A 26,336-nucleotide genomic window follows, 5' to 3' on the forward strand; every position below is an offset into this window, starting at 1 on the left:
AGCCTCGGCCGGCCGCGTTTCGTCGCCTATGCCGAATGGCAGGGTGGGCCGGTGCTGCGCGAGGCGAAGGCGCTGCTGCCGTCCGTCTGGTCGCTTCGCCACAGGCCGCAGGACGTGGCGATCCATGCGGACGAGATCGCCAATGGACGGGCGCGCTCAGCCGATCCTCACTACCGGATCTCCGACCGCATCCTCGTGCGCCGGCTCTCGCCGAACAGCTGCAAGATTGAAATCGACCGGCATCCCGAGATCTTGCTTTCGCCGACGATGCTGGAACTGATGGGCTTCGAGATCGCCAATTGCCATTCCGACGATGCGGCGACGGTTGCAGCGATCTTGAAGGACTTGGCGGTGCGGGGAAACGAATGGCTGCACGAGGCGGCAAGGGCGGCGGCATCGAGCGTCAGCGCCGAGCAGAAAGCCTATTCCCGCGCCACCTAGAGCAATTCCAGGAAAAGTGTGAAGCTGTTTCGTCCGGAATTGCGTAAAAACAAAAGGATAGAGCGGTTCTGCGCTTCCGTTAAAAGCTGAACCGCTCTAAATCCGCACGATGTGCTGATCCCAGGCGACGTCGCTGCGGGTCGACAGGAAATCGCCATCATAGGAGGAAACGGCAAAGCCGCCTCTTGCCGGCGCGATGCCCGCCGCATCGGGAACGACGGTCTCGGCCAGCACCTTGCCCGACTTTGCGTCAAGGGTCACCGAGGCGCCGCCCTTCGGTGAGGTGATGCCGACGAGACCTTCGCTGCGATTGACGGCGATCGCCCCGACGTAATTGGCAAGCCGGCGCGTCGTCTCCTCCGGCAGGTCGATGAAGGAGAGATCTTCACCCTTGGCGAAATGGCCGACGAGCGGCGGCAAATCCTTGCGGTGGCCTTCATACTGGCAGGCGAACCAGATGCGGCCCTCGCCGTCGAGATCGACGTGGCGGGTGGAGAGTTCTGCCCATTCCGCCGGCAGCACATGTTTTTCGACCAGCGCCCCGGTTGCCGCATCGATCAGCGCCAGCGATGGCTGCATCTCGCCGAGATTGAGCTTGGTGCGGCCGAAATCCGGATGCGTCTCGATGCCGCCATTGGCGACGATGAGAAGGCGTCCGTCCTCGGAAACGGTTATGTCGTGCGGACCGATGCCGTAGGTCTCGAATTCGCCGATGCGGGCGAAGCGGTCGGTGGCGTCGTAGAGGCCGATCATGCCGCGATTACCGTCGAAGTCGTTCTCGCTGGCGTAGAGCAAACGACCATCAGGAGAGAAGGCGCCGTGGCCGTAAAAATGCCGGTCCTCCCTGGAGTTGATGACAACAGGCTCGCTTTTGTTCCAGGGATCGAAGATCATCGCATAGGTGCCGGGCCGGCGCGCGAAGGCGACAGTCTTGCCGGTGCTGGCGCTGAAGGCCATGCCGTGAGCGCGGGCGGGAAGCGCCACTTGATCGACGATCTCGCCACGCTCGGTCACGGTCGCAATGGCAAAGGAGCCGTCGGCTGCACGAATACCCGATGCATAGACCGCATCGGCCCGCTCCAGCGCCATCAGCGACCTCGGCGCCAAGGCCGAAAGGAAGCCAAGGCCGGCCGCCTTGACGAAGTTGCGTCGGTCGATCGCGGCACTTGGCATCATCGTCTCAGTCTCCGTCCGAAAAGGAAAAGCCGGCTGAAAGGCCGATGGCCGCGCCATATTCGTCGCTGATCCGGGTGATCAGGTCGCGGCTATCGGCAAGCAGCGTATCGAGCTTGGCCTTCTCCGCATCGCTTGTGGCGACATCGATGTCGGGATTGAGCTTCGGCACGCTGTCGAGCAGCGATTTGAAGTCCTCATCGATCGAGGCGGCAACCGGCTGCTTGTCCGGCGGCAACAGCTCGGCCATGCCGGCCTTCTGCCAGAGCGTGCGTAGGCCCTCCAGATTGGCGGCCATCGATTTCCAGGTATTTTTGGAGCGCCAGTAGATCGCCATGCGCGGCCGTGGCGCGGTGTCCTTGCCCTTGTAGAACTGTTCCAGGCGCTGGTCGCGGACATTCTCGGCACCATGGACGAGAATGCCGAGCAGCGCCGTCACCGCTTCCTTATTGTCCATGAAATCGTTGCTCTGCGGGCCTGGATGTTTCCAGCTCGCCTGCACGCCATCGGGCTTTTCCCAGGCGGCGACGACTTCGCCGGCCTCACGCTGGATATTGCCGGCGACCGCCTGGCCGTAAAGGCAGCGGAAACTGCCCTTCTGTCCGACGAGATCGTCGGAGCCATTGCCGTAAAGCACGTATTCCAGCGCCGTCAGGCCCTGCAACGCAACACTCTTGCCGGCGATCGCATCAACGGTCGCATCCTTCGGATCGGCCTTGGCGATCAGCGCCTGCACCTGCTTGAGGCCGACGCCCTTGCGGTCGGGATAAAACAGGATGTGCTCGAAGAGATTGTCCTGGATAACAGGCCCGGTCTGGACGATCTCGATGATCGACCAATAGCGGATCGTGTCGTCGAAGGTGGACTTCGCTTTGTCGAGCGTCTGCTGCGTGCCGTCGGCGCAAAGATCCTTCATCGCCGTCGTCAGCCGGGCGGACGATTGCTGCATGTTGCGATAGCCGGGACGGATCACCTCGTCGACGGCGCGCTGCATGACGGCGGGAACGGCATCCTCGTTCAGCCCTGCCGGGGGAGTGGCCGTCTGGGCGGCCGCTGATGTCGCGAGGCCGATCAGAGGAAGGCAGAGCAGGGGGTGCCAAAGGCGCATCAAAGTGACTCCAGGAATGTAATCAGGGCCGCCCTGTCGTCGGTCGACAGGGAGGAGAAAGCGTTGCGGGCCTTTTCAGCTTCGCCGCCATGCCAGAGAATCGCCTCGGTGAGGCTCCGCGCACGGCCGTCATGCAGGAAAAAGCTGTGTCCGCTGACAGTCCGGGTCAGTCCTATACCCCATAGCGGCGGCGTGCGCCATTCACGTCCGCTTGCAAGGCCAACCTGTTGCCCGTCGGCAAGACCGTCGCCCATATCGTGCAGGAGAAAGTCGGAATAGGGCCAGATCAGCTGGAAGGATTGTGCCTTGTCCGGCGTATCCCGGCGGGTGACGAATTTCGGCACATGGCAGGAAATGCAGCCGGTTTCGTAGAAGATCCGCTTGCCCCTCAGCGTCTCGGGGAAGCTTGCCTTGCGGCGCGAGGGAACCGCGAGATTTTCAGAATAGAAGGTGACGAGGTCGAGAATGGGACCCGGCGCTTCTTGCGCGCCCAGCCGTTTCTGCACGCCGGTCGGCATATCAAGGCATTTTTCTTCTGCCCTGGTGCAGTCGCCCTGCGCCTTCGGCTGGTCGGGCGTCGAGATGCCGATATCATTGGCGAAGGCATCCGCACTCTGGTCGCGCACCGTGGCGTTCTGTGCCTTCCAGCCGAATCGTCCGAGCGCGATCTTGCCGCTGCGATGGTCGCGCACGATCGCCGCCTTCCCCGAAATGCCGTCGCCATCGGTATCGTCCGGATCGGCATGGGCGAGGATATCGGCTTCGGGAATGGCCTCGATCAGTCCGAGGCCGATCATCGCCGAGGCGACACGCGGCGAAATCGTCGTCGCGGGATCGAGCGGTCCATAAGCGGGATTGACAACCGCATAGCTCGGCCGGCGCAGCGACACGGTCTCGCCGTCGCCGAGCGTCACCCTCTCTTCGTAGTAGCTGATCGCCATCTTTCCTTCGGCAGCAAGGCCGGGAACGGCGAGGTCCTGCAGCTGATGGCCGTAGGCCGGATCGGGAAAGTTGACGACATCAGCACTCGCGATCGCCTTTTCTTCCGCCGGCGTCCGGGCCGCGCGGGAAAGCCGCAGCAACATCGAGGTGGCGCTCGGGCCTCCCTCCGGCGGTTTGCCGCGGCCGTCATTGACATGGCAGCTCATGCAGGAGCGGGCGTTGAAGAGCGGCCCGAGACCATCGGAGGCTTGCGTCGAGGAGGGAGCGGAAACCCAGAGCTTGCGGAAGAGCGCGTTGCCGAGCTTGAAATTCTGCTCTTCGTCGAAGGGGATGTTGGCCGAAATATGCGAGAAGCTGTCCTCGGTGACGGGGTCGATCGAGGTCGTCGCCCCTGCCTGCATCGCTTCGTATTGTTCTGCCTTGGAAAAATTTGCCGTTGGCCGGGTGACCTCGGCGACACGTTTCAGATCGTCCGCGGAAAGGTCGCTGCGTTTCGTCGGCAGATCGAAACCGGCGGCGATGCTGACGGAAAAACCGGCAAGCGTGGCGCAGAGCACTGCGCTGGCGATCAATCGGCGGGCCGGGGCATGCGACATTTCAGGGTCCGGGCCGCCTCGGCTTTCGAAGCGGCCCGCCTTTTTGCTTATTTGAAGACGGCGTTAGGATTATCCAAGCTGTCGGAACCTTCAAGCTGAACCGTGCCGAGATCGAGTGCGGCAATAACGCGCTGCACCGATTTCGTCTGGTCGATCAGCCCGTCGATGGCGGCCTGGACGACGGCATTGCCTTCCTTGTTGCCCTCGGCGATCATCTGGTCGTACTTCTCGACCGTCTCGCCGCGCTTAGCCATGGCGTTCATCGCATCGAGCGTCTTGTTGAGCTTGCCTTCCACTTCGGCATCGAGCGCCTTGTCCTTGGCGGCCACCAGATCGTGCAGCGACGGGCCGCTGAGCTTGGTGCCGTCGACGCGGGTATAGTTGCCGGTATAGGCGGCGGCGATGCCGATCGCGTCGTTGAGATGCGAGTTGTAGGTATTGTCCGAGAAGCAATCATGCTCTTCCTCGGGATCGTGCAGCAACAGGCCGAGCTTCATGCGCTCGCCGGCAAGCTCGCCGTAGGAAAGCGAACCCATGCCTGTCAGGATCGCGACGAGACCGGCCTTCGGATCGGCTTCGACGTTCTTCGTCGCAGCACCGTCCGGCGTCCAGTTGTCGGTCATTTCCTGCAGGTCGGAAACGAGCAGGGTGGAGGCGGATTTCAGATATTCGGCGCGACGATCGCAATTGCCGTGCGTGCAATTCTTGAGATCGTAATCCGTTGCCGGACGGTCGCCGGCGCCAGGCCCCGTGCCGTTCCGATCCTGACCCCAGAGCAGGAATTCGATGGCATGATAGCCGGTCGCGACATTGGCTTCGATGCCGCCGGCCTCGGCCAGCGTGCCGGAGAGGAATTCCGGCGTCAGCTTGGAGGCGTCGACATCCTTGCCGTCGATCTTGATCGTCTTGTTGGCGATGACATTTGCCACATAGAGAGAGTTTTCGTCGCTCTCGGTGCCGTAAGAGGCATCGACATAGTCAATCAGGCCTTCATCGAGAGGCCATGCGTTGACCTTACCTTCCCAGTCGTCAACGATCGGATTGCCGAAGCGATAGACTTCCGTCTGCTGGTAGGGAACACGTGCCTTGATCCAGGTGTCCCTGGCGGCCTTGAGCGTCGCGTCGGTCGGCGCCTTCAGGAAGGCGTCGATGGCGGCGTCGAGCGCCTTGGCTGTCGTCAGCGAGTCTTCGTATTTCGCATGCGCCAGATCGGCATAGTGTTTCACTACGGCGGCAGCATCGGTCTCGGCATGCGCGGGAAGGGCGAGCAGGGCGGCGGGGGCGATCGCCAGCACGGCTGCGCGGAATTTGCGGTTGAGCTTCATGATCCTCTCCTGTGACGGGATTTTCCGTCTAATCGGGCTCCGTCTCTTCGCCCAAAAGCAAACTGGTGTCAAACACTCTAGTTTGGAATGATTTTAAGAATGGACAGGCGCGGCCAACCGGTCATTTTTGAACGGCATCTGCTTGAAAAATCGGCAGCAACCGTGCCATTTCGCCGCGGCATCGCCATCCGTTGCAGGCCTCCGCTAAGCCGCGTCAGCCCTTCCGCTGCATACGGCAAAAGAAGAAGCCGTCCGTGTCGGTGGAGGCGGGCGTCAGCGTCACCGTCAGGCCGTCGGAAGAATGCGGACGCGGGGCGTCCTTTCCAAAGAGCTGATCCCAGGCAGGCAGGGCGCTGACGATCTGAAAATCAGGATTGGCGGCCGTGAAGCGGCGCGCCTGTTCCTCGTTCTCCTGGGGCAGGACCGAGCAGGTGACGTAGATCAGTTCGCCGCCTGATTTGACGAAGCTGCTCGCCTGCGCCAGCGCGTCCTGCTGCTGGGCCGTGCGTTCGTCGAGGTTCTTGGCCGTCAGCCGCCACTTCGTATCGGGGCGGCGGCGCCATGTGCCGGTGCCGGTGCAGGGCGCATCGACCAGCACCTTGTCGCAGAGTTCGGCAAGGGCGGAGAGCGCCCTGGCGTCGTCATGCACCTGGACATTGCGCGTGCCTGCCCGCTTCAGCCGCTCTATGATCGGCGCCAGCCGTTTGCGGTCGGCGTCATAGGCGTGAACCTGTCCCTTGTTCTGCATGGCCGCCGCCATGGCGAGCGTCTTGCCGCCCCCGCCGGCGCAATAGTCGAGAACCTGTTCGCCATCATGGGCGAGCACCAGGTCGGCGACGATCTGCGATCCCTCGTCCTGAACTTCGAACCAGCCCTTTTGGAACGAAAGCTCGGCTGTCACGTTGGGAAGTCGCGAGGCGCCTTCGCCGGCGGCAATCCGGATGCCGTGGCGGGCGATCTTCGCTGCATGCGCGTTGGCTCTTTCGAGCGCCTTGACGACCTTGTCGCGGGAGGCCTTGAGCAGGTTGGCGCGCAGATCGAGCGTCGGGCGGGCGGCGAGTGCCTGTGCCTCGGCGAGCCAGCCGGCACCGAAGGCCTGTTCGAAGGAGGGTTGGACCCATTCGGGAATATCGCCGCGGATATGCGGCGGCGCATCGTCGAGGGAGCGGCTTTGAATGGCCGAGGCGGCGTCGGCTGAAAGCGGCGTCGGCGCAAACTTGTCATCCGCCAGCTCAGTGGCAAGACTGTCCGGGGTGAAACCCCATTGGCGGAACATGACGGCATGGGCAATCGCCGCGGCACTATCGTCATCCATCAGCCAGGCATGGGAAAGCCGCATGCGCAGTGCGTCATAGACGATGTTGCCGATAGCAGCACGATCGCCGGAACCGGCGAAGCGGTGCGCGAGGCCCCAGTCCTTCAGCGCGTCGGCGACGGGCCGCTTGCGGGCATCGATGTCCGCGAGCACAGAAATCGCCCCTTCGAGGCGGCCGCCCAGACGCATTCACATGTCTCCTGTTGCCGTGGCGTGTGAACGACCAGCGCAAACGCGATAGTCACGCAGTGGATTGTTCACAAGTCTCAACCGGGTGGTAACCGCGATTGACGGCAAGAGCAAGCGCCGCTTCCGGCGCCTCAGCTGATGACTTGGTAGCAAACCTTCGCAGTGCCGGAGCTCACCATGCCGATATTCTGCGCGGCGGCGCGCGACAGGTCGATCACACGACCACGGATGAACGGACCACGATCGTTGATACGAACGACGACAGTGCGGCCATTATTGCGGTTGGTGACCTTCACCTTGGTGCCGAAAGCAAGCGAACGATGTGCGGCAGTCAAGATGGCAGGGTTCATACGTTCCCCGGAAGCAGTTTTGGAGCGAAGTGCGTACCATGAAGCACCGCCACAGCCATTTGCAGCAAAACCTTCCGCCGGAAGCATGGAAGAACAGGCGGCAATAGTTGCGGCGACGATAATAGAACGACGTATTTTCTTCAAAACAGAGTATCCCTCAACTATTGAACTCACGCCCTTGCAGGCGGCGGGGCTTAAATCTGCGAAAAAGTGGCGAAAAAGTGCCGGATGTGTTCACGGAATATTACAATCTGTAACATTCGTGAGTGCGTTGATGGAATCTCAGGAATCCATGCCGCCCCCAAATGTGGAAAAAACCTAATAAAATCAGCTAAAATCCGAACGAATTTTCCGAAGGGATAGTTAACGGCCTGGCGTTCACGAAAATCGCGAAAATATTTTTCCGATTTCGCCATATTTGTTGCCACATTTGGGCAAATTTAAAGGCCGTTAACCATAAGATGCGGCGAAAATTGTCCGGCCAAAGCGGCAAAGTAGGAATTTCCTACTCATTTTGGGTGAGTACATCCCGTCGCAAACAGGACTGCATTCTAACCACGCCAGCGCCCGTCCTGCCACAATTGCGCAAGCGACATCGGATAGTTCGGGAAGGAGAATTCGAAGCCGGTGGCCTTCAGTTTCGCATTCGAGATGCGTTTGTTCTCGCCGTAGAAGGAGCGTGCCATCGGCGTCAGTTCGGCGGTCTCAAACGCTTGCTCGGGCGGCGGTTCGACGCCCATCAGGCGGGCTGCCTCGACGATCACATCCTGCGGCGGGCCGGGCCGGTCGTCAGTGACATTATAGATGCCGCCGAGGCCGCGCTCCGACAGGAAGTGGGTCGCGGCACCGATATCTTCGACGCGAATGCGGTTGAACACCTGGTCCTTCTTGATCAGCCGTCGCGCCGTGCCCTTCGCCAGATTGCAGAAGGCGTTGCGGCCCGGCCCATAGATCCCGGAAAGGCGGAGCACCGCCGCCGGCACACCGCGCTCCTGGCCCATCGCCAGCCAGCCCTCTTCTGCCTCGAGCCGCTCCTTCGACCGCCCGGAAATGGGCAGGCACGGCGTTTCCTCACTCACCCAGGCTCCCTTGTGATCGCCATAGACGCCGACGGTGGAGAGATAACCGATCCATTCAAGCTTCGGCAGCAGGCTTGCGCCGTCCTTGTCAAGCAGCCGCAGCAGCGGGTCGGCCTTTCCAGGCGCGATCGACTGCGCGAGATGCGTTACACCAGTCAACGCCCGGCGCAGCCCCTCGTCCATGCTCTCGCCGTCGAAAAGGAATGCTTCGATGCCATTCTGGCGGAGCACGTCCATCTTGTCTGGCGAACGCGTGGTGCCGGAAACACGCACGCCGTTGCCGGCAAAGGCCTTGGCGATCGCTGTGCCGGAATAACCGCAGCCAAAGATCATCACATGCATCAGCCCACTCCCGCCAATCGCCATTCGTTCAGGACGTCGTCATCTTTCTCATCCGTCCTTTGTGCGGCAAAGACCGAGAATTCGCCAGCCTCCATCAGCCGTGAAAGCGCCCAGACCGCCATGCCGCGCACTACGGGCGAGGGATCGTCCGAAAGCGCGCAACATGGCCCGATGAGCACCTTGTCGCCGGAATTGCCGGCGGCGATCAGGACGTTGCGGACGAAGCGGTCGCGGCCGATCCGCTTCACCGGCGAGCCGCTGAAAAAGGTACGGAAGGCGGCATCGTCAAGCGTCAGCAGAAAGGCGATCGACGGCTCCTTCAGATCTTCCCGCGCCTGCAGCTTCATCTCGGAGGCGGAGCTTGCGAACTTGTTCCAGGGACAGGCGGCAAGACAGTCGTCGCAGCCATAGATTCGATTGCCGATCAGCACTCGCAAATCGGCGTCGATCGGTCCCTTGTGCTCAATGGTGAGGTAGGAGATGCAGCGCCGCGCGTCGATCTGGTAAGGCGCCGGAAAGGCAGCCGTCGGACAGATGTCGAGACAGGCGCGGCAGGAGCCGCAATGATCGCTCTCCGGCGCGTCGATGGCAAGATCGGCGGTGGTGAACATCGTGCCGAGAAACAGCCAGGAACCGTGCGTGCGGCTGACGAGATTGGTATGTTTGCCCTGCCAGCCGAGCCCCGCCGCTGCCGCTAAGGGCTTTTCCATGACAGGCGCCGTATCGACGAAGACCTTCACGTCGGCGCCGGCCCGTGCCGCAAAGCGCGTGGCGATTTCCTTCAGCCGGCCCTTGATGACGTCGTGGTAATCGCGGTTGCGGGCGTAAACGGAAATTGCCGCTTTATCAGGCTTGTCGAGGATACCGCGGGGATCTTCCTCCGGTGCGTAATTCAAGCCGAAGACGACGACGGAGCGCACGTCGCTCCAGAGTGTGCGCGGATCGCCGCGCCGGTCGCGAGTCTCCGCCATCCAGTCCATCGTCCCGTGGCGCCCGGCATCGATGAACTGGCCGAGACGCTCCTTGGCTTGCGGGATCGCGTCCGGGCGCGTGATGCGGCAGAGATCGAAGCCCTTGGCAGCAGATTCCGCCCGAACGAACTCGGTCAAATTGTCGCGGCGGCGGCGCCCTTTGTCGTCATTGTCAGGTTCGGGCATGAAGAGCCCTCGTCAGAAATCCAGATCGGCATAGTGTGAAACCGGTGTCAGTCCGCGCACGCGCTCGGTCAGCATCGGCCGGAAGGAGGGACGTGACTTCAGCCGCTGGTACCAGTCCTTGACGACGGGCGAATCCGCCCACTCGATCTCGCCGAGATAATCGAGGATGGAGATCGAGGCCGCGGCGGCAAGGTCGGCATAACTCATCCGCTCGCCCGCCAGCCACTGACGCGAACCGGCGAGCCAGGTGAGATAGCGCATATGCTGGCGGATATTCGCGCGCGCCGTGCGTAAAACCTTGGAATCTGGCGCTCCACCGCCTTGATCCGCGGTCATCTGCAACTTGTAGACACGCTCGCGGGCGAGCGGCTTGGTCACGTCGTTTTCCATTTTCTGCATGAACCATTCGGTCAGCCGGCGGATTTCCGCCCGCTGGAAAGGATCTTCGGCGAGCAGCCGCCGGTCGCGCTTCAAGACGCCATGCGTCTCGTCTAGATACTCGGAAATGACGCTCGCGCCGCAGAGCGCGCGCATGCTGTCGTCGACATAGACCGGCAGCGTGCCGGCCGGATTGAGCGCCAGGAAATCCCGGCGCTTCTCCCATGTCTGCTCTTCGATCAGATCCGCCTGATAGCCGTATTCCGCCAGGATCAGCCGGACGAAGCGAGATGCGGATGACATGGGATGATGATAAAGCGTGGGCATCGATACTCGGGCGTTGTGATTGCTGTTACAGGACTGTGTGGCAGCTCAATTATAGCGCCCTAGTCATGACTCATTGGTTGAAGCTATAGGAGCTTGGCCCCGCCAATACAAGCGAATCGGATTTTTCAGGCCACCTGATAATGGCGAAACACGGTCTAACGAACGAATGGAAGCGGCAGCCTGATCGGCCCAAGCGCTCAGGCCCGACCGAACTTTAAACCGGAGACAATGTATGGATTATATAAATGCTGCAATTCTCGGCGTCATAGAGGGGATCACCGAGTTCCTGCCGATCTCGAGCACCGGCCATCTGATCATTGCGGAGCAATGGCTCGGACATCGGTCGGATATGTTCAACATCGTTATTCAGGCGGGCGCTATCCTCGCCGTCACCATCATTTACTGGCGTCGGCTGCTGGATCTGGTGCTTGGCTGGCGTGATCCTGCCAACCGCGATTATGCCGCCAAGCTGATCGTCGCCTTTCTCATCACCGCCGTTCTTGGACTGGTCGTCAAGAAGCTCGGCTTTGAACTGCCGGAGACCGCGACGCCGATTGCCTGGGCGCTCATCATCGGCGGTATCTGGATGATTTTTGCCGAATGGGCCGCCGCCCGCAGGCCGCCCCATAAAGAGATCACCTGGCTTGTCGCCATCCTGGTCGGCATCGCCCAGATCGTCGCCGGCGTCTTCCCGGGAACCTCGCGCTCCGGCGCCACGATCTTCGTCGCCATGCTGGCGGGCACCGGCAACCGCGCCGCGGCGACGGAATTCGCCTTTCTCGTCGGCATACCCACAATGTATGCCGCCAGCGGCTATGAATTGCTGAAGACGTTTAAGGATGGTGGAGCGGCAGGCGAAGACTGGACGGCGCTCGGCATCGCCTTCGTCGTCTCCACGGTCGTCGCCTTCATCGCCGTTAAATGGCTGCTTGCCTATATCAGGAGCAACCGGTTTACCCTGTTTGCCATTTACCGCATCATTCTCGGTGCCTTGCTGCTCGGCATGGCCGCGACCGGTTTCATTGCCTGAGACATCCGTCCCGCATTGCATTCGCGCAACTCCCGGCGCGAATGCAAATGCCCGCCGGACTTCTCGAATAGACACTCGATTACCGGCAGGGCGCCGATTTCAGATAGGCGATGTTGAGGGGATAAGCGCCCGCCGCCGTTTTTGATACAGGCGAGACTGAACGTTCATTGCGGAGCGCGCTGTTTCAGGCGCTCCGGTCGACTGCTGGCTTGGAGCAGCATGCCGGCGCAGGGCCGGCCTTTCGTCAATGGATAATCGAAGCCGTCGAGCAAGGATCGACGCCGTAGGCCGGCGAGCAATCGCCCTTTACCGCCGCGACCGAACCGGGCGCAACGAAAGAGCCTGCAAGGATAACCAGCGCCGCACACGCAAACAGGAGCGCGATTGACTTGCCCATCGAGAAATGCCTTTCACAGTGATTGCCGCACGCGACCGCAGGCGTTGAGTCCGTTGGAAGACGCGCGGGTTTGGTAGTCAGTGGAATGGCAAATAGCAATAAACGTTCCTGCTAAATTTGGCGTTAATTCCACAAAAATTCCGATGCGTCTTTTATGCAACGCCGCTGAGTATGCCGAGCACCAGAACACTTCAAACTTGCGCCGGGCTTTGCGGGACACGCCAACGCCAAAACGCCGCCCGCGGTATCGGCGGACGGCGTTATCGTTCCTCGGAAAAGATGGTCAGGCGGCCTTGCCGGTACCCGTGTACTGGCCGTGCGGACGATAGTGCACCAGGTAGGAGCCAAGCACCGATGCCACCATGGTGGGCGCAATGCCGAGGCCCTTCAGCGTGCGGCCTTCCGCCTCGGCTTCGGGGGAGACGACATTGTCGCGCTTCAGCAGGCGCACTTGGTCCGGCGTGATCGGCGGCGTTATGAAGGGGACCAGCGAAGCGATGCTGCCGATCATCGAAGCGATGCCGAAGGGCAGGGATACCAGCGGGTTCTTGCGGCACGTTACCTTCAGCATCGTCTCGAGACATTCGCGGAAGCTCAGCACCTCAGGCCCGCCAAGCTCATAGACCTTGCCGCCGCCGACCTTGCCGTCGACGGCGCGGGCGACGGCCTCGGCGACATCCTCGACATAGACAGGCTGGAATTTCGTCTTGCCGCCGCCGACCAGCGGCAGGATCGGCGACATGCGCGCCATCTCGGCGAACTTGTTGAAGAAGCTGTCCTCCGGTCCGAAGACGATCGACGGACGGAAGATCACCGCATCGGGCTTGACCGAGAGGATGGCCGTTTCGGCGCGACCCTTGGTGCGGCCATAGTCCGAATCGGATTTCGCGTCGGCGCCGATCGCCGAAATATGCGTCAGTGTCGCACCTGCGCCGCGCGCCGCCTCAGCAATCGCACGACCGCCGAATTCCTGCACGGCGTCGAAAGTGTTGCGGCCGGTTTCGTGCAGAATGCCGACGCAGTTGACGACGTGGCTCGCACCGTCGACGGCGCGATCGATCGAGCTGCGGTAGCGCAGGTTCGCCTGGACGAAGGAGATCTGGCCGACATTGCCGAGCGGCTGCAGAAAGCCGGCGAGATCGGGACGGCGCACGGCGACGCGGATGTTATAGCCGCGCTTGGCCAGCGCCCGAACCACGTGCCTGCCCACGAAGCCGGACCCTCCGAACACGGTGACGAGCGGCGGCAGGTTTGCAAGGGTCATGGCAGGCTCCTCGAAAGGCTTTGCGGAATGCTTGATTGGCTTCGTCTTAGCCGAATCCCGGCGCGACGGGAAGGCCTATCGTACCGTCAGTTTTGCGGGATGCGAGACCGCTCTAGACCCCTTCGACGACGACCATTTCAGCATCCGCGACTTCCTGGCGGATTTTCGCGGCGATCTGGTATTCCGGCGAATTGTAGCAGTCGACCGCATGCTGCATCGACGGGAATTCGATCACCACGTTGCGGACGCGCGCCTTGCCCTCGAGTTCGGTGAAGGCGCCGCCGCGCGCCAGGAAATTCGCGCCATACTTTTCGAAGGCCGGCTTGGCGGCCGCCACATAATCCTTGTAGCGCTCGGCATCGCGAACGTCGACGCGGGCGATCCAATATCCCTTGGCCATGGTCTTCTCCCTTTTGTCGTTGAAACTATTAGCGGTTTGCCGGCCAGAGCGCCGACACCATCTCGCTGAGGATGGCGCGGGCGGCATCTCGGGGATCCGGCGCCTTGACGACAGGCCGGCCGACGACGAGATGCGTCGCTCCCGCCTTCAGCGCGTCGAAAGGTGTCATCACCCGCTTCTGGTCGCCCTTGTCGCTACCATCAGGGCGAATGCCGGGGGTGACGATCGCCATCTCGGGTCCGACGATCTCGCGCACCGCTGTCGCTTCCTCCGCCGAGCAGACCACGCCGCCCATGCCGGCCGCGCGCGCCTGTTCGGCCCGGCGCAGCACCAGGCTGTGCGGATCCTGGCTGTAGCCCGCCTCGGCAAGGTCATCGGCATCCATCGAGGTCAGCACGGTCACGCCGAGCAGGCAGAGGCCGGAACCGGCCGCGGCCTCGACCGCCGCCTTCATCGCTTTCGGATAGGCGTGCAGCGTCAGCATCGACATGCCCATCTTGGCGATGTTCTCGACGCCGGAGGCAACGGTGTTGTCGATGTCGAGCAGCTTCATGTCGAGAAAGATCTTCTTGCCGCTGGCGGCAAGCTCGCGGGCGAATTCCAGGCCGCCGGCAAAGACCAGCTGATAGCCGATCTTGTAGAAGAGAATGTCGTCGCCGAGCGCGGAAACCAGTCTTTCCGCCTCGCCGATCGTTGGAACATCCAGGCCGACGATCAACCGCTCGCGTGCGTCCATCTGAAGTCACCCCTGCCAGTCTTCGATGGGTGTCCAGTCGCATGATAAGCGGCGATCCGCAAGACCGAAAGCATAGAGATTGCCGCCACCGCCCGGCTGGTCACGGTCGCGCGCGATCGAGCTCCCCGCCAGATGGCATTTGAGCAGCGTGCCGACGCCGCCATGGCCGACAAAGGCGATTGGCGCCGTCGCATCATGCGTGGCAAGAACGGCGTTAACAGACTCGACGATGCGGGCCTGCGCGTCGACGGCCCGCTCCCAGCCCTTGAAGCTTTGTTCCGGATGGGCGAAGAACCAGTCGGCGGCTTCTTCGAATTGCGGCGGCGGCAGGAAGCCGGTGGCCGAGCGGTCGTTCTCATGCATGCCGTGGACGATTTCGATCGTCACGCCGGAAGCTTTCGCCAGGATTTCGGCCGTTTCTATCGCCTTCGTCTCGTCGCTGGAGACGATGCGCTGCAACTGCCTGGCCCAGCCGCTCTCTGCCGCTTTGCGGGCACGTGCCGCGCCGACATCGGAAAGCCCCCATTTTGGCACAGGCACGTTGGCGTCGATCCTGACCTGCGGATGAGTGATGTAGATCCCGAACATCTCAGCCGCGCTTGTAGATCCAGAGCTGCGCCGGCGGAATGTTGCGCATGACGAAGTCGAAATGCTGGATATGGTAGCGGTCGGGATTGGCGGCGATCGGCGAGATCGCCCCATAGGAAATCTGCACCATCGGCCGGCCGGCCGGCAGTCGATCGAGCAGGCTTTCGAGCAGCGAGATGCGCTTCGCCATCGGGAAATTCAGAAGCGGAATGCCCGAGACGACGGAATCGAAGGTGAGACCGCCGAAATTGCCAAGAGTGGTCTGAAGATCGAAAGCGTCGCCGTTGATGAAGTGCACGCCGGGATAGGTCCGCAGCAGATGCTTGTGGAAATCCGTCGAATATTCGATCGCAACGAGATTTTCCGGACGAACGCCGCGGCCGAGGATGGCCTTGGTGATGGCGCCCGTGCCCGGCCCGAGTTCAAGCACCGGCAGCCCGGAATGGATATCGACGACGCTTGCCATGCGCTTCGCCGTGATCGAGGAGGTCGGCACGATCGAGCCTACCGTCTTCGGCCCCTGCATCATGCCTCGGAAGAAGCGGATCTCGTCGTCGAACCTCTTCCCGAACCGTTCCTTCACCTTGACCCGTAAGCTCATTCTCCACCCATCCGCATGTTGATCGAATGCCTTAATATGCCGCTTGTCGCTTAAGGGACAAGGATTTTCGCAACAAGGACATCGGCATCAACAGTTCATGCGGCTTTCGGCGCGGAACCGGGCATGAGATCGGCCAGCCTTTCGGCCAGGTGATCGGCGTCGACAGGCGCGCGCAGCTTCACGTCGGTATTGTCGAAGTAGAGATAAACGTCGCGGCCCTTGGTGCGCGCCGGTACGGGGGGCAGTACCCGTGTCGCGTTCTCAGGTTCTCCGCCCGTGGCCCAGGCGCGGATGCGTTGCGCCCATATGTCGAGTGCTTCGTCCTCGTAGCCGCTGACATAGAGCTTTTCGGAGCCATGCAGGCGGCAATAGACGAAATCGGCGGTGATATCCATCAGCAGCGGCCATTTCACCGTATCGGCGCAGACGAGAGCGACCTTGTGACGCCTGAGCATGTCGATGAAGATGGGTGAGCGGAAGCTCTCGTGGCGGATTTCGAGCGCATGGCGGATCGGTTGGTGTCCGTCGCTTTTAAGCCAGGCCGGTCCCTTGATATGCCAGTCGTGACGCTTCGCAAGCGCTATCGCCGCGTCGCGGTCATGCGGCAGCAGCGACAAAAAGCTTTCGAAAAGGGATGGATCGAAGGCCATGTTCGGCGGCAATTGCCAGAGGATCGGCCCGAGCTTGGGACCAAGCCGCAGAAGGCCGGAGGCGAGGAAATTGGCGAGCGCCGTCTCGATATTCTGCAGCCGCAGCATATGGGTGATGAAGCGCGGTCCCTTGACCGCGAAGATGAAATCATCCGGCGTCTCGTCGCGCCAGCGGCCGAAGCTTTCGGGCCGCTGCAATCCGTAGAAGGTGCCGTTGATCTCGATCGACCGGAAGTGGCGCGCGGCGTAGGAAAGCTCCTGCTTCTGCGGCAGGTCCTTCGGGTAGAATTGGCCGCGCCAGGGCGCATAGGTCCAGCCGGATATGCCGATGCGCACCGTTCCCGTCTTTTTGGTCATGGGATCCTCCGTTTTGACAGGAGGAAAAACGGCAAGCGGTCGCCTTCGTTCCCCTCAGACGCGCATCGGCATCAGCACGTAGAGCGCATCGTCGCCCGCCGTGTCGCGGATCAGCGTCGGCGAGCCGGCATCGGCAAGCAGGAAGATCGCTTCCTCGCCGGAAAGCTGGGCGGTGATGTCGAGCAGGTATTTGGCGTTGAAGCCGATTTCCATCGCATCCGTGTCGTAGCCGACGGCGACTTCCTCAGTCGCGCTGCCGGAATCGGGATTGTTGACGGTCAGCATCAGCTGCCCCTCGGAAAGCGCCAGCTTCACGGCGCGTCCGCGCTCGGAGGAGATAGTCGAGACGCGGTCGACCGCCTGTGCGAAGGTCGTGCAGTCGACGCGCATTTCCTTGTCGTTGCCTGTGGGGATGACGCGCTGATAATCGGGGAAGGTGCCGTCGATCAGTTTCGAGGTCATGACGATCGAGCCGATCGTCAACCGGATCTTGGCGTCGGAGACCTCGACGGTCACCGTCGTCTCGGGATTGTCGACCAGCTTCTGCAATTCGCCGACCGTCTTGCGCGGAATGATGATGCCGGGCATGCCCTCGGAGCCGGAGGGCGCATCGACATCGGCGCGCGCCAGCCGGTGGCCGTCGGTCGCAACCGCCCTGAGTTTCAGCTCGCCATTGCTCTCGATCGTGTGGAAGAAGATGCCGTTGAGATAATAACGCGTCTCTTCCGTCGAAATCGCGAACTGCGTGCGGTCGATCAGCATCTTCAGATCGGTCGCCTTCAGCTTGAAGGAATGTGTGAAGGTACCGGCTGTGAGATCAGGGAAGTCCGACTCCAGCAGGCACTGCAGCGAGAATTTCGAGCGGCCGGACTGCACGGTCATCGCGCCGCCGTCGGTGCTGGTGGCAAGCAGCACTTCCGAGCCGTCGGGGAGCTTGCGCACGATATCGTAGAGAAGATGGGCGGGAACGGTAGTGGCGCCGGGCTGCTCGACGCTTGCAGGCGTCGCCTCGGTGATCTCGAGGTCGAGGTCGGTCGCCTTCATGTCGAGCTTCTGGCCATCGGCCTTGAGCAGTACGTTGGACAGGATCGGGATCGTGTTGCGACGTTCGACCACGCGGTGGACGTGGTTCAGCGATTTCAACAGGTTTGACCGCTCAATAGTAATACGCATGGGATGCTACCGCTTTCGACCGTGACTGTCCGGGCGCGTCGAGCACCCGAAGAATGCTGTCCCGGCTTGAGGCCGGGGGAGTGGACGGGCAAAATGGCAGACTTCAGCATTGCTTTGCAAGAGGCATGGACGCCGGCACCCCTGCATTTGCGGTTTTCCAGAGCAATGCTCACAGAAATCCGAACCCTTGCCGAAGCGCTGCCGCTCGCCCATAAAGGCTTCGATGCCGGCGACGAGCCGGCGGGACGAAAGCAAATGGCATGAATGAGGAAACGACAGCGGACGCCGCCACCCGGCGAAGCTTCCGCCTGCACAATGCAACGGTGCCGGCGCGGCCGCTGGAGCCGGCGCTCTATCTGGTCGCCACCCCCATCGGCAATCTCGGCGACATTACGCTGCGGGCGCTGGAAACGCTGGCCGGCGCCGATGTGCTCGCCTGCGAAGATACGCGCGTCACCCGCGTGCTGCTCGACCGCTACGGCATCCAGAACCGTCCCTTCGCCTATCACGAGCACAATGCCGACGAGGCCGGTCCAAGGTTGCTGCAGGCGCTCGAAGCCCGGCGTTCGGTGGCGCTGGTCTCCGATGCCGGCACGCCGCTTGTCTCCGATCCCGGCTATCGGCTGGCGCAGCAGGCGATTGCGGCAGGTTACCGCGTCATTCCCATTCCCGGCGCCTCTGCGCCGCTCGCAGCCCTTGTCGGCTCCGGCCTGCCGAACGATGCCTTCCTTTTCGCCGGTTTCCTGCCGGCCAAGGACAAGGCCCGTCGTGACCGTCTCAGTGAATTAGCCGCGGCACCCGCGACGCTGATCTTCTTTGAATCACCGCATCGGATCGGTGCAACGCTTCTGGCTGCCGCCGATGTGCTCGGGGGCACGCGGCCCGCCTCCGTCTGCCGCGAGCTGACCAAGACCTATGAGGAGTTCCGTCGCGGCACGCTTGCCGAGCTGGCGGCCCATTATCAGCAGGTGGAAAACGTCAAGGGCGAGATCGTCCTCGTGATCGGTCCGCCGGAGCCGGTCGAGACTGATGAGGCCGATGTCGAAGCCATGCTGGCCGACCTGTCGAAATCAATGCCGACGGCAAGCGCCGCCACCGAGGCCGCCCGCCTCACCGGCTTGCCGCGCAAGGTGCTCTACCAGCGCCTGCTGGAGATCAAGAACGCCGATGGGCGATAATGATCTCACCGCCATCAGGAGGAAGGCGCTGCGCCGGGGCCGCATGTCGGAATATGTCGCGGCCGCCTTCCTGATGCTGAAGGGCTATCGCATCCTGGCTCTGCGACACCGCACCCGGCTCGGCGAGATCGATATTATTGCCCGCAAGGGCGATCTCGCCGTCTTCGTCGAGGTCAAGGCCCGCCATGGCGAGGCCGCGGCGGTCGATGCCGTCTCTATCGCCGCGCAGAAGCGGATACGGGCGGCAAGCGATCTCTGGCTCGCCCGCCAGGCGGATCAGGCTCGCCTTTCCCAGCGCTATGATATCGTGGCGATCATGCCCGGCCGCCTGCCGCGGCACTTTCTGGATGCGTTTTAGCGCCTTTATGGTCCAATCCGTTTTCGAATCGTTAAACTTTTAGTTCCCGCGTGAACGAGGTTCTTACGACTCTCTGCTACCCCAAATCTCGGTAGGGATAACAATTGGGGATTGTTTCATGGCCTGGAAGCTGATGCTTGCAAGTGCGGTCGCCATGGCCGCGCGCTCCGCGCCTTATGCCGTGGCGAAGCCGGCCGGGAAATCCTTCGTCGCGCATGCGAGCGATCTGCTGCCATTGAAGCCGACACCGATCAATCCGGACTGGATCGTCAGCGGCAATCCGCAGGCGCGCACCGCCGAACACTCGCGCGGCCATGACGAAGCGTCGTTGACGGCGATCTGGGATTGCACGGCGGGTGAATTCCGCTGGCGCTTCGGCTGGGACGAGACCGTGATGATCCTCGAAGGCGAGGTGCATATCACTGCCGAGGATGGCACCGAACGCACCTTGCGCGCCGGCGACGTCGCCTTTTTCGCCGGTGGAACCTGGGCGAGCTGGCGGGTCGACAATTACGTCCGCAAGGTCGCCTTCCTGCGCAAACCCTTCCCGAAGCCATTGGCGATCGCCTACCGCCTCCGCAACATGCTGCGCAACGGCGGCAACCAGGGCGTCGCTGCCTGAAGATCGATTTCGATTTTGGGAGTTACGCGCTAATCAGGCTGAGGCGAAGCGGTTGTTTCGCCCTTCAAGATCTCGCAAGCGAATAGGATCGGATTGTCGAGCTCGGGCGCGGTTTGCTTGTTTAACAGAACGGCCACCGCCGCTGCGGCTATGTCTTGAATCGGCTGCTTCACTGTCGTCAGGCGTGGCGTTGTCATGCTTGCGAGCGGGATACCGTCGAAGCCGAGGATCGAAAGGGCTGCAGGTATCGGGATTCCCAGATCATGCGCTGCCCGCATGCAGCCGATTGCCTGCTGGTCCGAACTTGCAAAGATCGCCGTCGGCCGCTCGTTTCGCGCGCGGGCCAGAAGATAATTTCCCGCGGAACGGCCGCTCTCGTAGTCGAAGGCCGCCTCGGCAATCAGCGGTGGTCCTGCCATTCGTCTGCCGTCTGCCTGTTCCCTCGCCTGCTCGATTGCATCGAGATAGCCCCTGAGTCGATCGTTGGCGGGGACGGAGTGCCCGGGCCCCGAAATGAAGCCGATGCGGCGATGGCCGAGCTGCAAAAGATGCTCGACGCCAAGACGAACGCCATTGCGGTGATCGGCGGCAATGCCGGAATACCCTGGCATAAGCCGGTCGACGACGACGATCGGCAATCCCTTCGGCAGCTTGAGTGTGTGGAAATCATTGCTGGGAACCAGCATGATGCCGTCGACCTTACGGCTTGTCAGCTGTTTGATGCGGTCAGCCTCCTTGGCCGCATGATCAAACGACGTCATGACGATGATATTATAGCCGTGATTTGCCGCCGCTTGTTCCGCCGATTGGACAAGTTCCGCGAAGAAGGGATTGGTCAGATCCGGAATGACGATGCCGATGAGGCGGCTGACCTTGCCGCGCATGCTTCTCGCCGACGGGTCGGGCGTATAGCCGAGGTCTTTGATGATCGCTGTGACGCGCGCCCGCAACTCCTTCGTCACCGAGGGATGATCATTCAAAATTCGCGAAACGGTCCCGGTGGAAACTCCCGCAAGCTTGGCAACCTCTCGAATCCCGACCTTTGACATAACGGAAACAGTGGCCCTTTCTCTGCGCCTTCGGAAGACACCGAAGGGCGCCTGATCGAAGCTTCCAGCTAATGGTCTTTACCGCCCTCGTCAAAGGGCTGCATCTCAATATTGACCGCCAGTCTCCATAGCATGAGCGTGGGCCAACGCTCAATGGAAACGGTTCATCACATGCACACCGATACAGGCCAAGTGTACGAGTCTAAGCCGGCGTTTGGCTTGATTTCCACTGCTTGACAATTTCTAGGGGCGTGCTACCCAGATGTCGTTGGAAACGGTTCATTGCCGCAGGCAACTCAGGTGGAGCTGAGCCCAGGGCCGTTCGGAGGAAAAAATGTCCAATTCTATGAAGCGTGAATCCGTCTTGATCAATGCGCCGCGCCGTGCGGCATTGAAGCTCGGACTTGCCGGCACCTTGGTGCTTGCGCTGTCCTGTGGCGTGTCGCCTGCCTTTGCGGCCGGTAAGCCGAAGGTCGGCCTGATCATGAAATCCTTGTCCAATGAGTTCTTCAAGCAGATGAAGGCCGGCGCCGACAAATATGCGGCCGAGAACAAGGACAAGTTCGACTTCAAGGCCGTCGGCATGAAGGACGAGCGTGATTTCGCTTCTCAGGTCGATGCCGTCGAAAACTTCGTCACGCAGAAATACGATATCATCGTTGTCGCGCCGGCCGATTCAAAGGCCATGGCAACCCCTCTGGCAAAGGCGGTCAAGGCTGGCGTCAAGGTCATCAACATCGACGTGCCGCTCGATGCCGATGCGAAGAAGAAAGCCGGTATCGATCTCGCTTTCTTCGGGCCTGACAATAAGGGCGGGGCGACGCTTGCGGGCGATGCGCTTGCCAAGGATCTGGGACCCGGCGCCAAGGTCGTGATCCTCGAGGGTAACCCCGAGGCCGACAATGCCAAGGAGCGCAAGGAAGGCTTCATGGACTCCGTCAAGACGGGCAAGCTTGAGCTTCTCGACAGCAAGACGGCTCATTGGGAGACGGAAGAAGCCAATACCGTCATGACGAATTTCCTGACGAAATATAAGGATATTCAGGGCGTCATGGCAGCCAACGACTCGATGGCCCTCGGCGTCGTCAAGGCGCTCGATGCGACCGGCCAAAGCGGCAAGATCAAGGTTGTCGGCTTCGACAACATTCCGCCGGTGCAGCCGCTGATCAAGGATGGCAAGATGCTTGCCACCGTCGAACAGTATGGTGCGCAGATGGCGGTCCTCGGCATCCAGTATGGCATGCGTGAACTTGCCGGCGAGAAATTCACCGGCTGGGTCAAGACCGACATCAAGCTGGTCACCGCAGCGGATCTCAAATAGTCGAGATCGCCCGCATCGCGTGTCTGAAAAGACGCGCGGCAGTGTACGGGAAGCGCCGGCTGCGGCCGGCGCTCACCGCTAGCAACCGATTGACGCGTTGATCGCTTCAGGTGAGGCTCGCTTCCGAGCCCCTGGGATGCGTGCTGCGTGGAGTTCGAACAGAGCGTGCATGAGGTCGACGTGTCAGACGCAACAGATGACGAGATTTTGAGGCTGGAAGGGATCGGCAAGCGCTTCCCGGGCGTCGTGGCGCTCAAGGATGTCTCCATGCGGATCGGCCGCGGCAAGGGGCACGTTCTTCTGGGCGAGAACGGTGCTGGAAAGTCGACCCTGATCAACCTGCTCGGCGGTGTCTTCAGGCCGGATGACGGTCACATCCTGTTTGACGGCAAACCATACCATCCGGCCTCGCCGCTGGAGGCGTTCAAGGCGGGCATCCGGGTCATTCACCAGGAGCTGCATCCGCTTTCCAACCTCACGGTGGCAGAAAACCTGCTGTTCGAGCATCTGCCGCGCCGATATGGCCTGGTGCACTATCAGGCGATGAACAGCAGAGCGGCGGAACTCCTGGAAGAGGTCGGCCTCGACGTGGCTCCGACGACACTGGCGAGCCGCCTCAGCGTTGCCCAGCTTCAACTGGTCGAGATCGCCAAGGCGCTTTGCTACGAAAGCAAGCTTCTCGTTCTCGACGAACCGACAGCAACCTTGACCTCCAAGGAGGTCGATCGCCTTTTTGAAATTCTCAAGCGCCTGAAGCGGCGTGGCGTGACCACGCTCTACATCTCTCACAGGCTGGAGGAGATCTTTGACGTCGGCGACGACGTGACGGTGCTGCGCGACGGCCAGCATGTGATCACGCGTCCGCTGTCCGGACTTGCTATTCCTGACATCGTCGAACTCATGGTCGGGCGGAAGCTTTCGGATCATGGCATTTTTCGCAGCGACAGCACCGTGTCCGGCGAGGCGCTCGGCATTTCCGGCCTGAAGGTGACGCGAAACAGTCCGGAACTGTCATTTTCCGTGGCGAAGGGGGAAATCGTCGGCATTGCCGGGCTTGTCGGCAGTGGTCGGACGGAGGCGGTTCGCGCCATATTCGGCGCCGATGCCAAAGCGGCCGGCGAAATTCGCGTGAATGGCGAGCCGGTTGAGATCCATTCGCCAAAGGACGCCGTTGCTGCCGGGCTCTGCCTGGCAACCGAAGACCGCAAGATGCAGGGCTTGATGCTCGATATGAGCTGCGCCGAAAATGCCACCATAACCGATCTCGCCAAGATCTCCCGCAACGGCTTGATCATGCGAAGGGCGCAGGATGATCATTCGCAGCGCCTCGTGCGCGAACTGCGCATCAAGACCCCGTCCATCCATCAGGCCGTCAGGACGTTTTCCGGCGGCAACCAGCAAAAGGTCGTCATTGCAAAATGGCTGTTCCGCGGTCCCAAAGTGCTGATTTTCGATGAGCCGACCCGTGGAATCGACGTCGGTGCAAAGGCCGAGATTTATGAGCTTCTGTGGAAGTTTGCGGCTCAGGGAAAAGGCGTTCTGGTCGTCTCTTCGGATCTGCCGGAGCTCATGGGCATTTGCCATCGCATCATCGTATTCTCCGACGGCAAGATATCGGGCGAAATAGTTCGGGAACAATTTGACGAGAGCAGGATCCTTTCGCTCGCCTACAAGGAGTACAGTCGTGTCCGCCAACATTGAAAAACAGACCGAGGCGAAAGAGGTGAGCGTCTGGGACAAGCTTATCCGGATCTCGCTGAAGGAGGCGGGCGTCGCCATTGCCCTCATTCTGATCCTGGCGTTTTTCTCGGCGACGGCGCCCTATTTCGCAACGCCGGAGAACTTCCTGAAGATCTTCGTGCAGATTGCCATCAACACCGTGCTTGCTGCGGGCATGACCTTCGTCATCCTCGTTGGCGGCATCGATCTCTCGGTCGGGTCGCTGCTTGCCCTTTGCACGGTGATCGGTGCGACGATCATGATCAATCCGGCGTTTTCGCCATGGCAGGCGATTGTTCTCGCATGTCTTGCGTCGATGGGCACGGGTGCCATCCTTGGCGCCGTCAACGGGTGGATTTGCGAGAAGTGGAAGCTTCCTTCCTTTATCGTCACCCTTGGCATGCTGAACGTCGCGAGCGGCCTGGCGCGCGTGGTCAGCGACAATTCGACGATCACCGGCCTGCCTCAGCCTTTCGTCGATTTCGGCAACCTGATCTTCTGGGGCATATTTCCGTCGATCTTTCTGATTGCGATCGTCGTCGTCTTGATCGGCTGGTTCGTGCTGCGCTACACCGTCTTCGGGCGCTTCGTCTTCGCGATCGGCACCAACGAAGAGGCTGTCCGGCTGTCGGGGCATGAGCCCAAACGGTACAAGATTGCGGTCTTCACGATCTCAGGGCTGACGGCCGGCATTGCGGCCATGGTCTATCTGCTCCGTCTCAATGTCGGCAGCCCGGTTGCGGGCATCGGCTACGAGTTGAATGCGATCGCCGCCGTCATCATCGGCGGCACCAGCCTTTCGGGCGGCAAAGGCTCGATTGTCGGCACTCTGGTCGGCGCGTGCATTCTGCAGGTGCTGTCGACGGGATTGCAGCTCTTGGGCGCCGACGACAATATCAAGCCGATCGTCATCGGCGCCGTCATCGTGCTCGCCGTCATTCTCGATAGCTATCGCGGCCGGTTGATGCGGAAACTCGAAACGCGGTGAAAAGCAATTCCAGCAAAACTGCGCAGCGGTTTTGTGTCCGGAATTGCGCAAAAAACAAAAATGCTCCAGTGCCGAAGCCCTTGATTGGCCGTTGCGTTTGATATCTGGCCGACCTACATCTGTCCGGCATTCAGCGAGGGATGGAAATGGCCAAGATCACCAATGTAGCGGTCCAGATGGATCATGTCGCAGGCATCAATATCGCGGGTGATTCCACCTTCGCCATGAGCCTGGAAGCGCAGGCGCGCGGCTACAGGCTCTTCCATTACACGCCCGATCGCCTGAGCTTCCGTGACAACCGGCTTTATGCCAGCGTCGAGCCGATGGTGCTGCGCGACGTCAAGGGCGATCACTACGAGCTTGGCGCGCCGGAGCGCGTCGATCTCGCGACCATGGATGTCGTGCTGCTGCGCCAGGATCCGCCCTTCGATATGGCCTATATCACCGCGACGCATCTGCTCGAGCGCATCCACCCGAAGACGCTCGTCGTCAACGATCCGGCCTGGGTGCGCAATTCGCCGGAGAAGATCTTCGTCACCGAATTCTCCGATCTGATGCCGAAGACGCTGATCACCAAGGATGCCGCCGAGATCCGCCGCTTCCGCGACGAGATGGGCGATATTATCCTGAAGCCGCTTTACGGCAATGGCGGCGCCGGCGTCTTCCATTCGACCCGCGACGACCGCAACCTCTCTTCGCTGCTGGAGATGTTCGGCCAGCTTTTCCGCGAGCCCTTCATTGCCCAGCAATATCTGCCCGACGTGCGCAAGGGCGACAAACGCATCATCCTGGTCGACGGCGAATTCGCCGGTGCCATCAACCGCGTGCCGGCCGAACACGACAGCCGCTCCAACATGCATGTCGGCGGCCGCGCCGAGGCGACCGAGCTGACGCCGCGCGAACAGGAAATCTGCGCCCGCATCGGCCCGGCGCTGAGGGAGCGCGGCTTCCTGCTCGTCGGCATCGATGTGATCGGTGATTACATGACCGAGATCAACGTCACGTCGCCCACAGGCATTCGCGAGGTGAAGAAGTTCGGCGGTGCCGATATAGCCGCCCTGCTTTGGGATGCGATCGAGCGCAAGCGCGGCTGAGCCAGCCGCCCATGACCGTTCTGGGGTCCCGCGACCGAGCGCAACCAAGGTCACAGCGGATGCCTGATTCCGTTCTTTGATTGTTCTTG

Annotated in this window: 26 protein-coding genes and 1 pseudogene; 10 read left to right on the forward strand and 17 right to left on the reverse strand. The window is 61.5% G+C overall.

Going from position 1 to position 26,336, the window contains the following annotated elements; all coding sequences use genetic code 11:
- A pseudogene (locus MOV76_RS13180) lies at positions 1-441 on the forward strand (hypothetical protein); the annotation flags it as partial.
- A gap of 96 nt (positions 442-537) precedes the next feature.
- Here MOV76_RS13180 and MOV76_RS13185 read toward each other — a convergent pair.
- The 9 genes from MOV76_RS13185 to MOV76_RS13225 all read right to left on the reverse strand — a co-directional run bounded on the left by MOV76_RS13185 (position 538) and on the right by MOV76_RS13225 (position 10,722).
- A complete protein-coding gene (locus MOV76_RS13185) occupies positions 538-1,617 on the reverse strand; it encodes a DUF1513 domain-containing protein (protein ID WP_247264676.1) in 1,080 nt (359 codons plus the stop codon).
- A gap of 4 nt (positions 1,618-1,621) precedes the next feature.
- Positions 1,622-2,722 carry an imelysin family protein gene (locus MOV76_RS13190; RefSeq protein ID WP_247264677.1) on the reverse strand — a complete coding sequence of 367 codons (1,101 nt, stop codon included), beginning with the start codon at positions 2,720-2,722 and terminating at the stop codon, positions 1,622-1,624.
- Positions 2,722-4,260, reverse strand: coding sequence for a di-heme oxidoredictase family protein (locus MOV76_RS13195; RefSeq protein ID WP_247264678.1), 1,539 nt, complete (start codon positions 4,258-4,260; stop codon positions 2,722-2,724). The genes MOV76_RS13190 and MOV76_RS13195 overlap by 1 nt, the downstream gene beginning before the upstream one ends.
- 47 nt (positions 4,261-4,307) lie before the next feature.
- Positions 4,308-5,585: an imelysin family protein gene (locus MOV76_RS13200; RefSeq protein WP_247264679.1), complete on the reverse strand. Its 1,278-nt coding sequence runs from the start codon at positions 5,583-5,585 to the stop codon at positions 4,308-4,310.
- Positions 5,586-5,799: 214 nt separating this feature from the next.
- Positions 5,800-7,089 (reverse strand): RsmB/NOP family class I SAM-dependent RNA methyltransferase, encoded by a 1,290-nt coding sequence (locus tag MOV76_RS13205; RefSeq protein WP_247264680.1) that lies wholly within the window; start codon positions 7,087-7,089, stop codon positions 5,800-5,802.
- 131 nt (positions 7,090-7,220) lie between these two features.
- Positions 7,221-7,583 carry a septal ring lytic transglycosylase RlpA family protein gene (locus MOV76_RS13210; RefSeq protein WP_018244428.1) on the reverse strand — a complete coding sequence of 121 codons (363 nt, stop codon included), beginning with the start codon at positions 7,581-7,583 and terminating at the stop codon, positions 7,221-7,223.
- 407 nt (positions 7,584-7,990) lie between these two features.
- Entirely contained in the window at positions 7,991-8,860 is an 870-nt protein-coding gene (locus MOV76_RS13215; RefSeq protein ID WP_247264681.1) for an SDR family oxidoreductase, read from the reverse strand.
- A complete protein-coding gene (queG, locus tag MOV76_RS13220) occupies positions 8,860-10,017 on the reverse strand; it encodes a tRNA epoxyqueuosine(34) reductase QueG (protein WP_247264682.1) in 1,158 nt (385 codons plus the stop codon). Before queG ends, MOV76_RS13215 begins: the two co-directional genes overlap by 1 nt.
- Before the next feature lie 12 nt (positions 10,018-10,029).
- A complete protein-coding gene (locus MOV76_RS13225; RefSeq protein ID WP_003544722.1) occupies positions 10,030-10,722 on the reverse strand; it encodes a glutathione S-transferase family protein in 693 nt (230 codons plus the stop codon).
- A 232-nt stretch (positions 10,723-10,954) separates the two neighbouring features.
- Between MOV76_RS13225 and MOV76_RS13230 the strand changes: the two genes are divergently transcribed.
- The gene (locus tag MOV76_RS13230; protein ID WP_247264683.1) at positions 10,955-11,752 is read left to right on the forward strand and encodes an undecaprenyl-diphosphate phosphatase; all 798 of its coding nucleotides are present in this window, start codon (positions 10,955-10,957) and stop codon (positions 11,750-11,752) included.
- A gap of 680 nt (positions 11,753-12,432) precedes the next feature.
- Here the strand turns inward: MOV76_RS13230 and MOV76_RS13235 are convergent.
- The 7 genes from MOV76_RS13235 to dnaN all read right to left on the reverse strand — a co-directional run bounded on the left by MOV76_RS13235 (position 12,433) and on the right by dnaN (position 17,918).
- Complete coding sequence (locus MOV76_RS13235) at positions 12,433-13,413, reverse strand: complex I NDUFA9 subunit family protein (RefSeq protein WP_028731730.1); 981 nt, start codon at positions 13,411-13,413, stop codon at positions 12,433-12,435.
- 112 nt (positions 13,414-13,525) lie between these two features.
- Positions 13,526-13,813 (reverse strand): DUF1330 domain-containing protein, encoded by a 288-nt coding sequence (locus tag MOV76_RS13240; protein ID WP_003544731.1) that lies wholly within the window; start codon positions 13,811-13,813, stop codon positions 13,526-13,528.
- A 28-nt stretch (positions 13,814-13,841) separates the two neighbouring features.
- A complete protein-coding gene (gene pyrF / locus MOV76_RS13245) occupies positions 13,842-14,549 on the reverse strand; it encodes an orotidine-5'-phosphate decarboxylase (RefSeq protein ID WP_247264684.1) in 708 nt (235 codons plus the stop codon).
- A gap of 6 nt (positions 14,550-14,555) precedes the next feature.
- Entirely contained in the window at positions 14,556-15,137 is a 582-nt protein-coding gene (locus MOV76_RS13250) for a histidine phosphatase family protein (protein ID WP_247264685.1), read from the reverse strand.
- 1 nt (position 15,138) lies between these two features.
- Complete coding sequence (gene pmtA, locus MOV76_RS13255) at positions 15,139-15,738, reverse strand: phospholipid N-methyltransferase PmtA (protein ID WP_018244435.1); 600 nt, start codon at positions 15,736-15,738, stop codon at positions 15,139-15,141.
- A 95-nt stretch (positions 15,739-15,833) separates the two neighbouring features.
- Positions 15,834-16,745, reverse strand: a complete 912-nt coding sequence (locus MOV76_RS13260; protein WP_065276939.1) for a DUF72 domain-containing protein — start codon at positions 16,743-16,745, stop codon at positions 15,834-15,836.
- 54 nt (positions 16,746-16,799) lie between these two features.
- Complete coding sequence (dnaN, locus tag MOV76_RS13265) at positions 16,800-17,918, reverse strand: DNA polymerase III subunit beta (protein ID WP_247264686.1); 1,119 nt, start codon at positions 17,916-17,918, stop codon at positions 16,800-16,802.
- Positions 17,919-18,011: 93 nt separating this feature from the next.
- On the opposite strand from dnaN, the gene MOV76_RS13270 reads away from it, so the two are divergent.
- From MOV76_RS13270 to MOV76_RS13285, 4 genes are all read left to right on the forward strand, one after another.
- Positions 18,012-18,182, forward strand: a complete 171-nt coding sequence (locus tag MOV76_RS13270; RefSeq protein WP_165419720.1) for a hypothetical protein — start codon at positions 18,012-18,014, stop codon at positions 18,180-18,182.
- Positions 18,179-19,096: a 16S rRNA (cytidine(1402)-2'-O)-methyltransferase gene (gene rsmI, locus MOV76_RS13275; RefSeq protein WP_247264687.1), complete on the forward strand. Its 918-nt coding sequence runs from the start codon at positions 18,179-18,181 to the stop codon at positions 19,094-19,096. The genes MOV76_RS13270 and rsmI overlap by 4 nt, the downstream gene beginning before the upstream one ends.
- Positions 19,086-19,454, forward strand: coding sequence for a YraN family protein (locus tag MOV76_RS13280; RefSeq protein ID WP_018447878.1), 369 nt, complete (start codon positions 19,086-19,088; stop codon positions 19,452-19,454). The genes rsmI and MOV76_RS13280 overlap by 11 nt, the downstream gene beginning before the upstream one ends.
- Positions 19,455-19,572: 118 nt before the next feature.
- Positions 19,573-20,076 carry a cupin domain-containing protein gene (locus MOV76_RS13285; protein ID WP_247264688.1) on the forward strand — a complete coding sequence of 168 codons (504 nt, stop codon included), beginning with the start codon at positions 19,573-19,575 and terminating at the stop codon, positions 20,074-20,076.
- A gap of 29 nt (positions 20,077-20,105) precedes the next feature.
- Here the strand turns inward: MOV76_RS13285 and MOV76_RS13290 are convergent, their stop codons facing one another.
- Complete coding sequence (locus MOV76_RS13290) at positions 20,106-21,125, reverse strand: LacI family DNA-binding transcriptional regulator (protein ID WP_130653471.1); 1,020 nt, start codon at positions 21,123-21,125, stop codon at positions 20,106-20,108.
- A 334-nt stretch (positions 21,126-21,459) separates the two neighbouring features.
- Here MOV76_RS13290 and MOV76_RS13295 point away from each other — a divergent pair, with 334 nt between their 5' ends.
- The 4 genes from MOV76_RS13295 (at position 21,460) to gshB (ending at position 26,247) form a co-directional block, all read left to right on the forward strand.
- On the forward strand, positions 21,460-22,446 hold the full coding sequence (locus MOV76_RS13295; RefSeq protein WP_028731722.1) for a sugar ABC transporter substrate-binding protein: 987 nt from the start codon (positions 21,460-21,462) through the stop codon (positions 22,444-22,446).
- Positions 22,447-22,626: 180 nt separating this feature from the next.
- Complete coding sequence (locus MOV76_RS13300) at positions 22,627-24,147, forward strand: sugar ABC transporter ATP-binding protein (RefSeq protein ID WP_247264689.1); 1,521 nt, start codon at positions 22,627-22,629, stop codon at positions 24,145-24,147.
- Positions 24,131-25,153, forward strand: coding sequence for an ABC transporter permease (locus tag MOV76_RS13305; protein ID WP_018244445.1), 1,023 nt, complete (start codon positions 24,131-24,133; stop codon positions 25,151-25,153). The genes MOV76_RS13300 and MOV76_RS13305 overlap by 17 nt, the downstream gene beginning before the upstream one ends.
- Positions 25,154-25,299: 146 nt before the next feature.
- Positions 25,300-26,247, forward strand: a complete 948-nt coding sequence (gene gshB, locus MOV76_RS13310) for a glutathione synthase (RefSeq protein WP_018516393.1) — start codon at positions 25,300-25,302, stop codon at positions 26,245-26,247.
- Positions 26,248-26,336: the final 89 nt, after the last annotated feature.

The sequence above is a fragment of the Rhizobium sp. PRIMUS64 genome, from assembly GCF_023006465.1.
GTDB lineage: Bacteria > Pseudomonadota > Alphaproteobacteria > Rhizobiales > Rhizobiaceae > Rhizobium > Rhizobium leguminosarum.

Bases quoted from the DNA above. Each gene is read 5' to 3' on its own strand.
- MOV76_RS13185 (WP_247264676.1), bottom strand. From the start codon at position 1,617: ATGATGCCAAGTGCCGCGATCGACCGACGCAACTTCGTCAAGGCGGCC.
- MOV76_RS13190 (WP_247264677.1), bottom strand. From the start codon at position 2,722: ATGCGCCTTTGGCACCCCCTGCTCTGCCTTCCTCTGATCGGCCTCGCG.
- MOV76_RS13195 (WP_247264678.1), bottom strand. From the start codon at position 4,260: ATGTCGCATGCCCCGGCCCGCCGATTGATCGCCAGCGCAGTGCTCTGC.
- MOV76_RS13200 (WP_247264679.1), bottom strand. From the start codon at position 5,585: ATGAAGCTCAACCGCAAATTCCGCGCAGCCGTGCTGGCGATCGCCCCC.
- MOV76_RS13205 (WP_247264680.1), bottom strand. From the start codon at position 7,089: ATGCGTCTGGGCGGCCGCCTCGAAGGGGCGATTTCTGTGCTCGCGGAC.
- MOV76_RS13215 (WP_247264681.1), bottom strand. From the start codon at position 8,860: ATGCATGTGATGATCTTTGGCTGCGGTTATTCCGGCACAGCGATCGCC.
- queG (WP_247264682.1), bottom strand. From the start codon at position 10,017: ATGCCCGAACCTGACAATGACGACAAAGGGCGCCGCCGCCGCGACAAT.
- MOV76_RS13225 (WP_003544722.1), bottom strand. From the start codon at position 10,722: ATGCCCACGCTTTATCATCATCCCATGTCATCCGCATCTCGCTTCGTC.
- MOV76_RS13230 (WP_247264683.1), top strand. From the start codon at position 10,955: ATGGATTATATAAATGCTGCAATTCTCGGCGTCATAGAGGGGATCACC.
- MOV76_RS13235 (WP_028731730.1), bottom strand. From the start codon at position 13,413: ATGACCCTTGCAAACCTGCCGCCGCTCGTCACCGTGTTCGGAGGGTCC.
- MOV76_RS13240 (WP_003544731.1), bottom strand. From the start codon at position 13,813: ATGGCCAAGGGATATTGGATCGCCCGCGTCGACGTTCGCGATGCCGAG.
- pyrF (WP_247264684.1), bottom strand. From the start codon at position 14,549: ATGGACGCACGCGAGCGGTTGATCGTCGGCCTGGATGTTCCAACGATC.
- MOV76_RS13250 (WP_247264685.1), bottom strand. From the start codon at position 15,137: ATGTTCGGGATCTACATCACTCATCCGCAGGTCAGGATCGACGCCAAC.
- pmtA (WP_018244435.1), bottom strand. From the start codon at position 15,738: ATGAGCTTACGGGTCAAGGTGAAGGAACGGTTCGGGAAGAGGTTCGAC.
- MOV76_RS13260 (WP_065276939.1), bottom strand. From the start codon at position 16,745: ATGACCAAAAAGACGGGAACGGTGCGCATCGGCATATCCGGCTGGACC.
- dnaN (WP_247264686.1), bottom strand. From the start codon at position 17,918: ATGCGTATTACTATTGAGCGGTCAAACCTGTTGAAATCGCTGAACCAC.
- MOV76_RS13270 (WP_165419720.1), top strand. From the start codon at position 18,012: ATGGCAGACTTCAGCATTGCTTTGCAAGAGGCATGGACGCCGGCACCC.
- rsmI (WP_247264687.1), top strand. From the start codon at position 18,179: ATGAATGAGGAAACGACAGCGGACGCCGCCACCCGGCGAAGCTTCCGC.
- MOV76_RS13280 (WP_018447878.1), top strand. From the start codon at position 19,086: ATGGGCGATAATGATCTCACCGCCATCAGGAGGAAGGCGCTGCGCCGG.
- MOV76_RS13285 (WP_247264688.1), top strand. From the start codon at position 19,573: ATGGCCTGGAAGCTGATGCTTGCAAGTGCGGTCGCCATGGCCGCGCGC.
- MOV76_RS13290 (WP_130653471.1), bottom strand. From the start codon at position 21,125: ATGTCAAAGGTCGGGATTCGAGAGGTTGCCAAGCTTGCGGGAGTTTCC.
- MOV76_RS13295 (WP_028731722.1), top strand. From the start codon at position 21,460: ATGTCCAATTCTATGAAGCGTGAATCCGTCTTGATCAATGCGCCGCGC.
- gshB (WP_018516393.1), top strand. From the start codon at position 25,300: ATGGCCAAGATCACCAATGTAGCGGTCCAGATGGATCATGTCGCAGGC.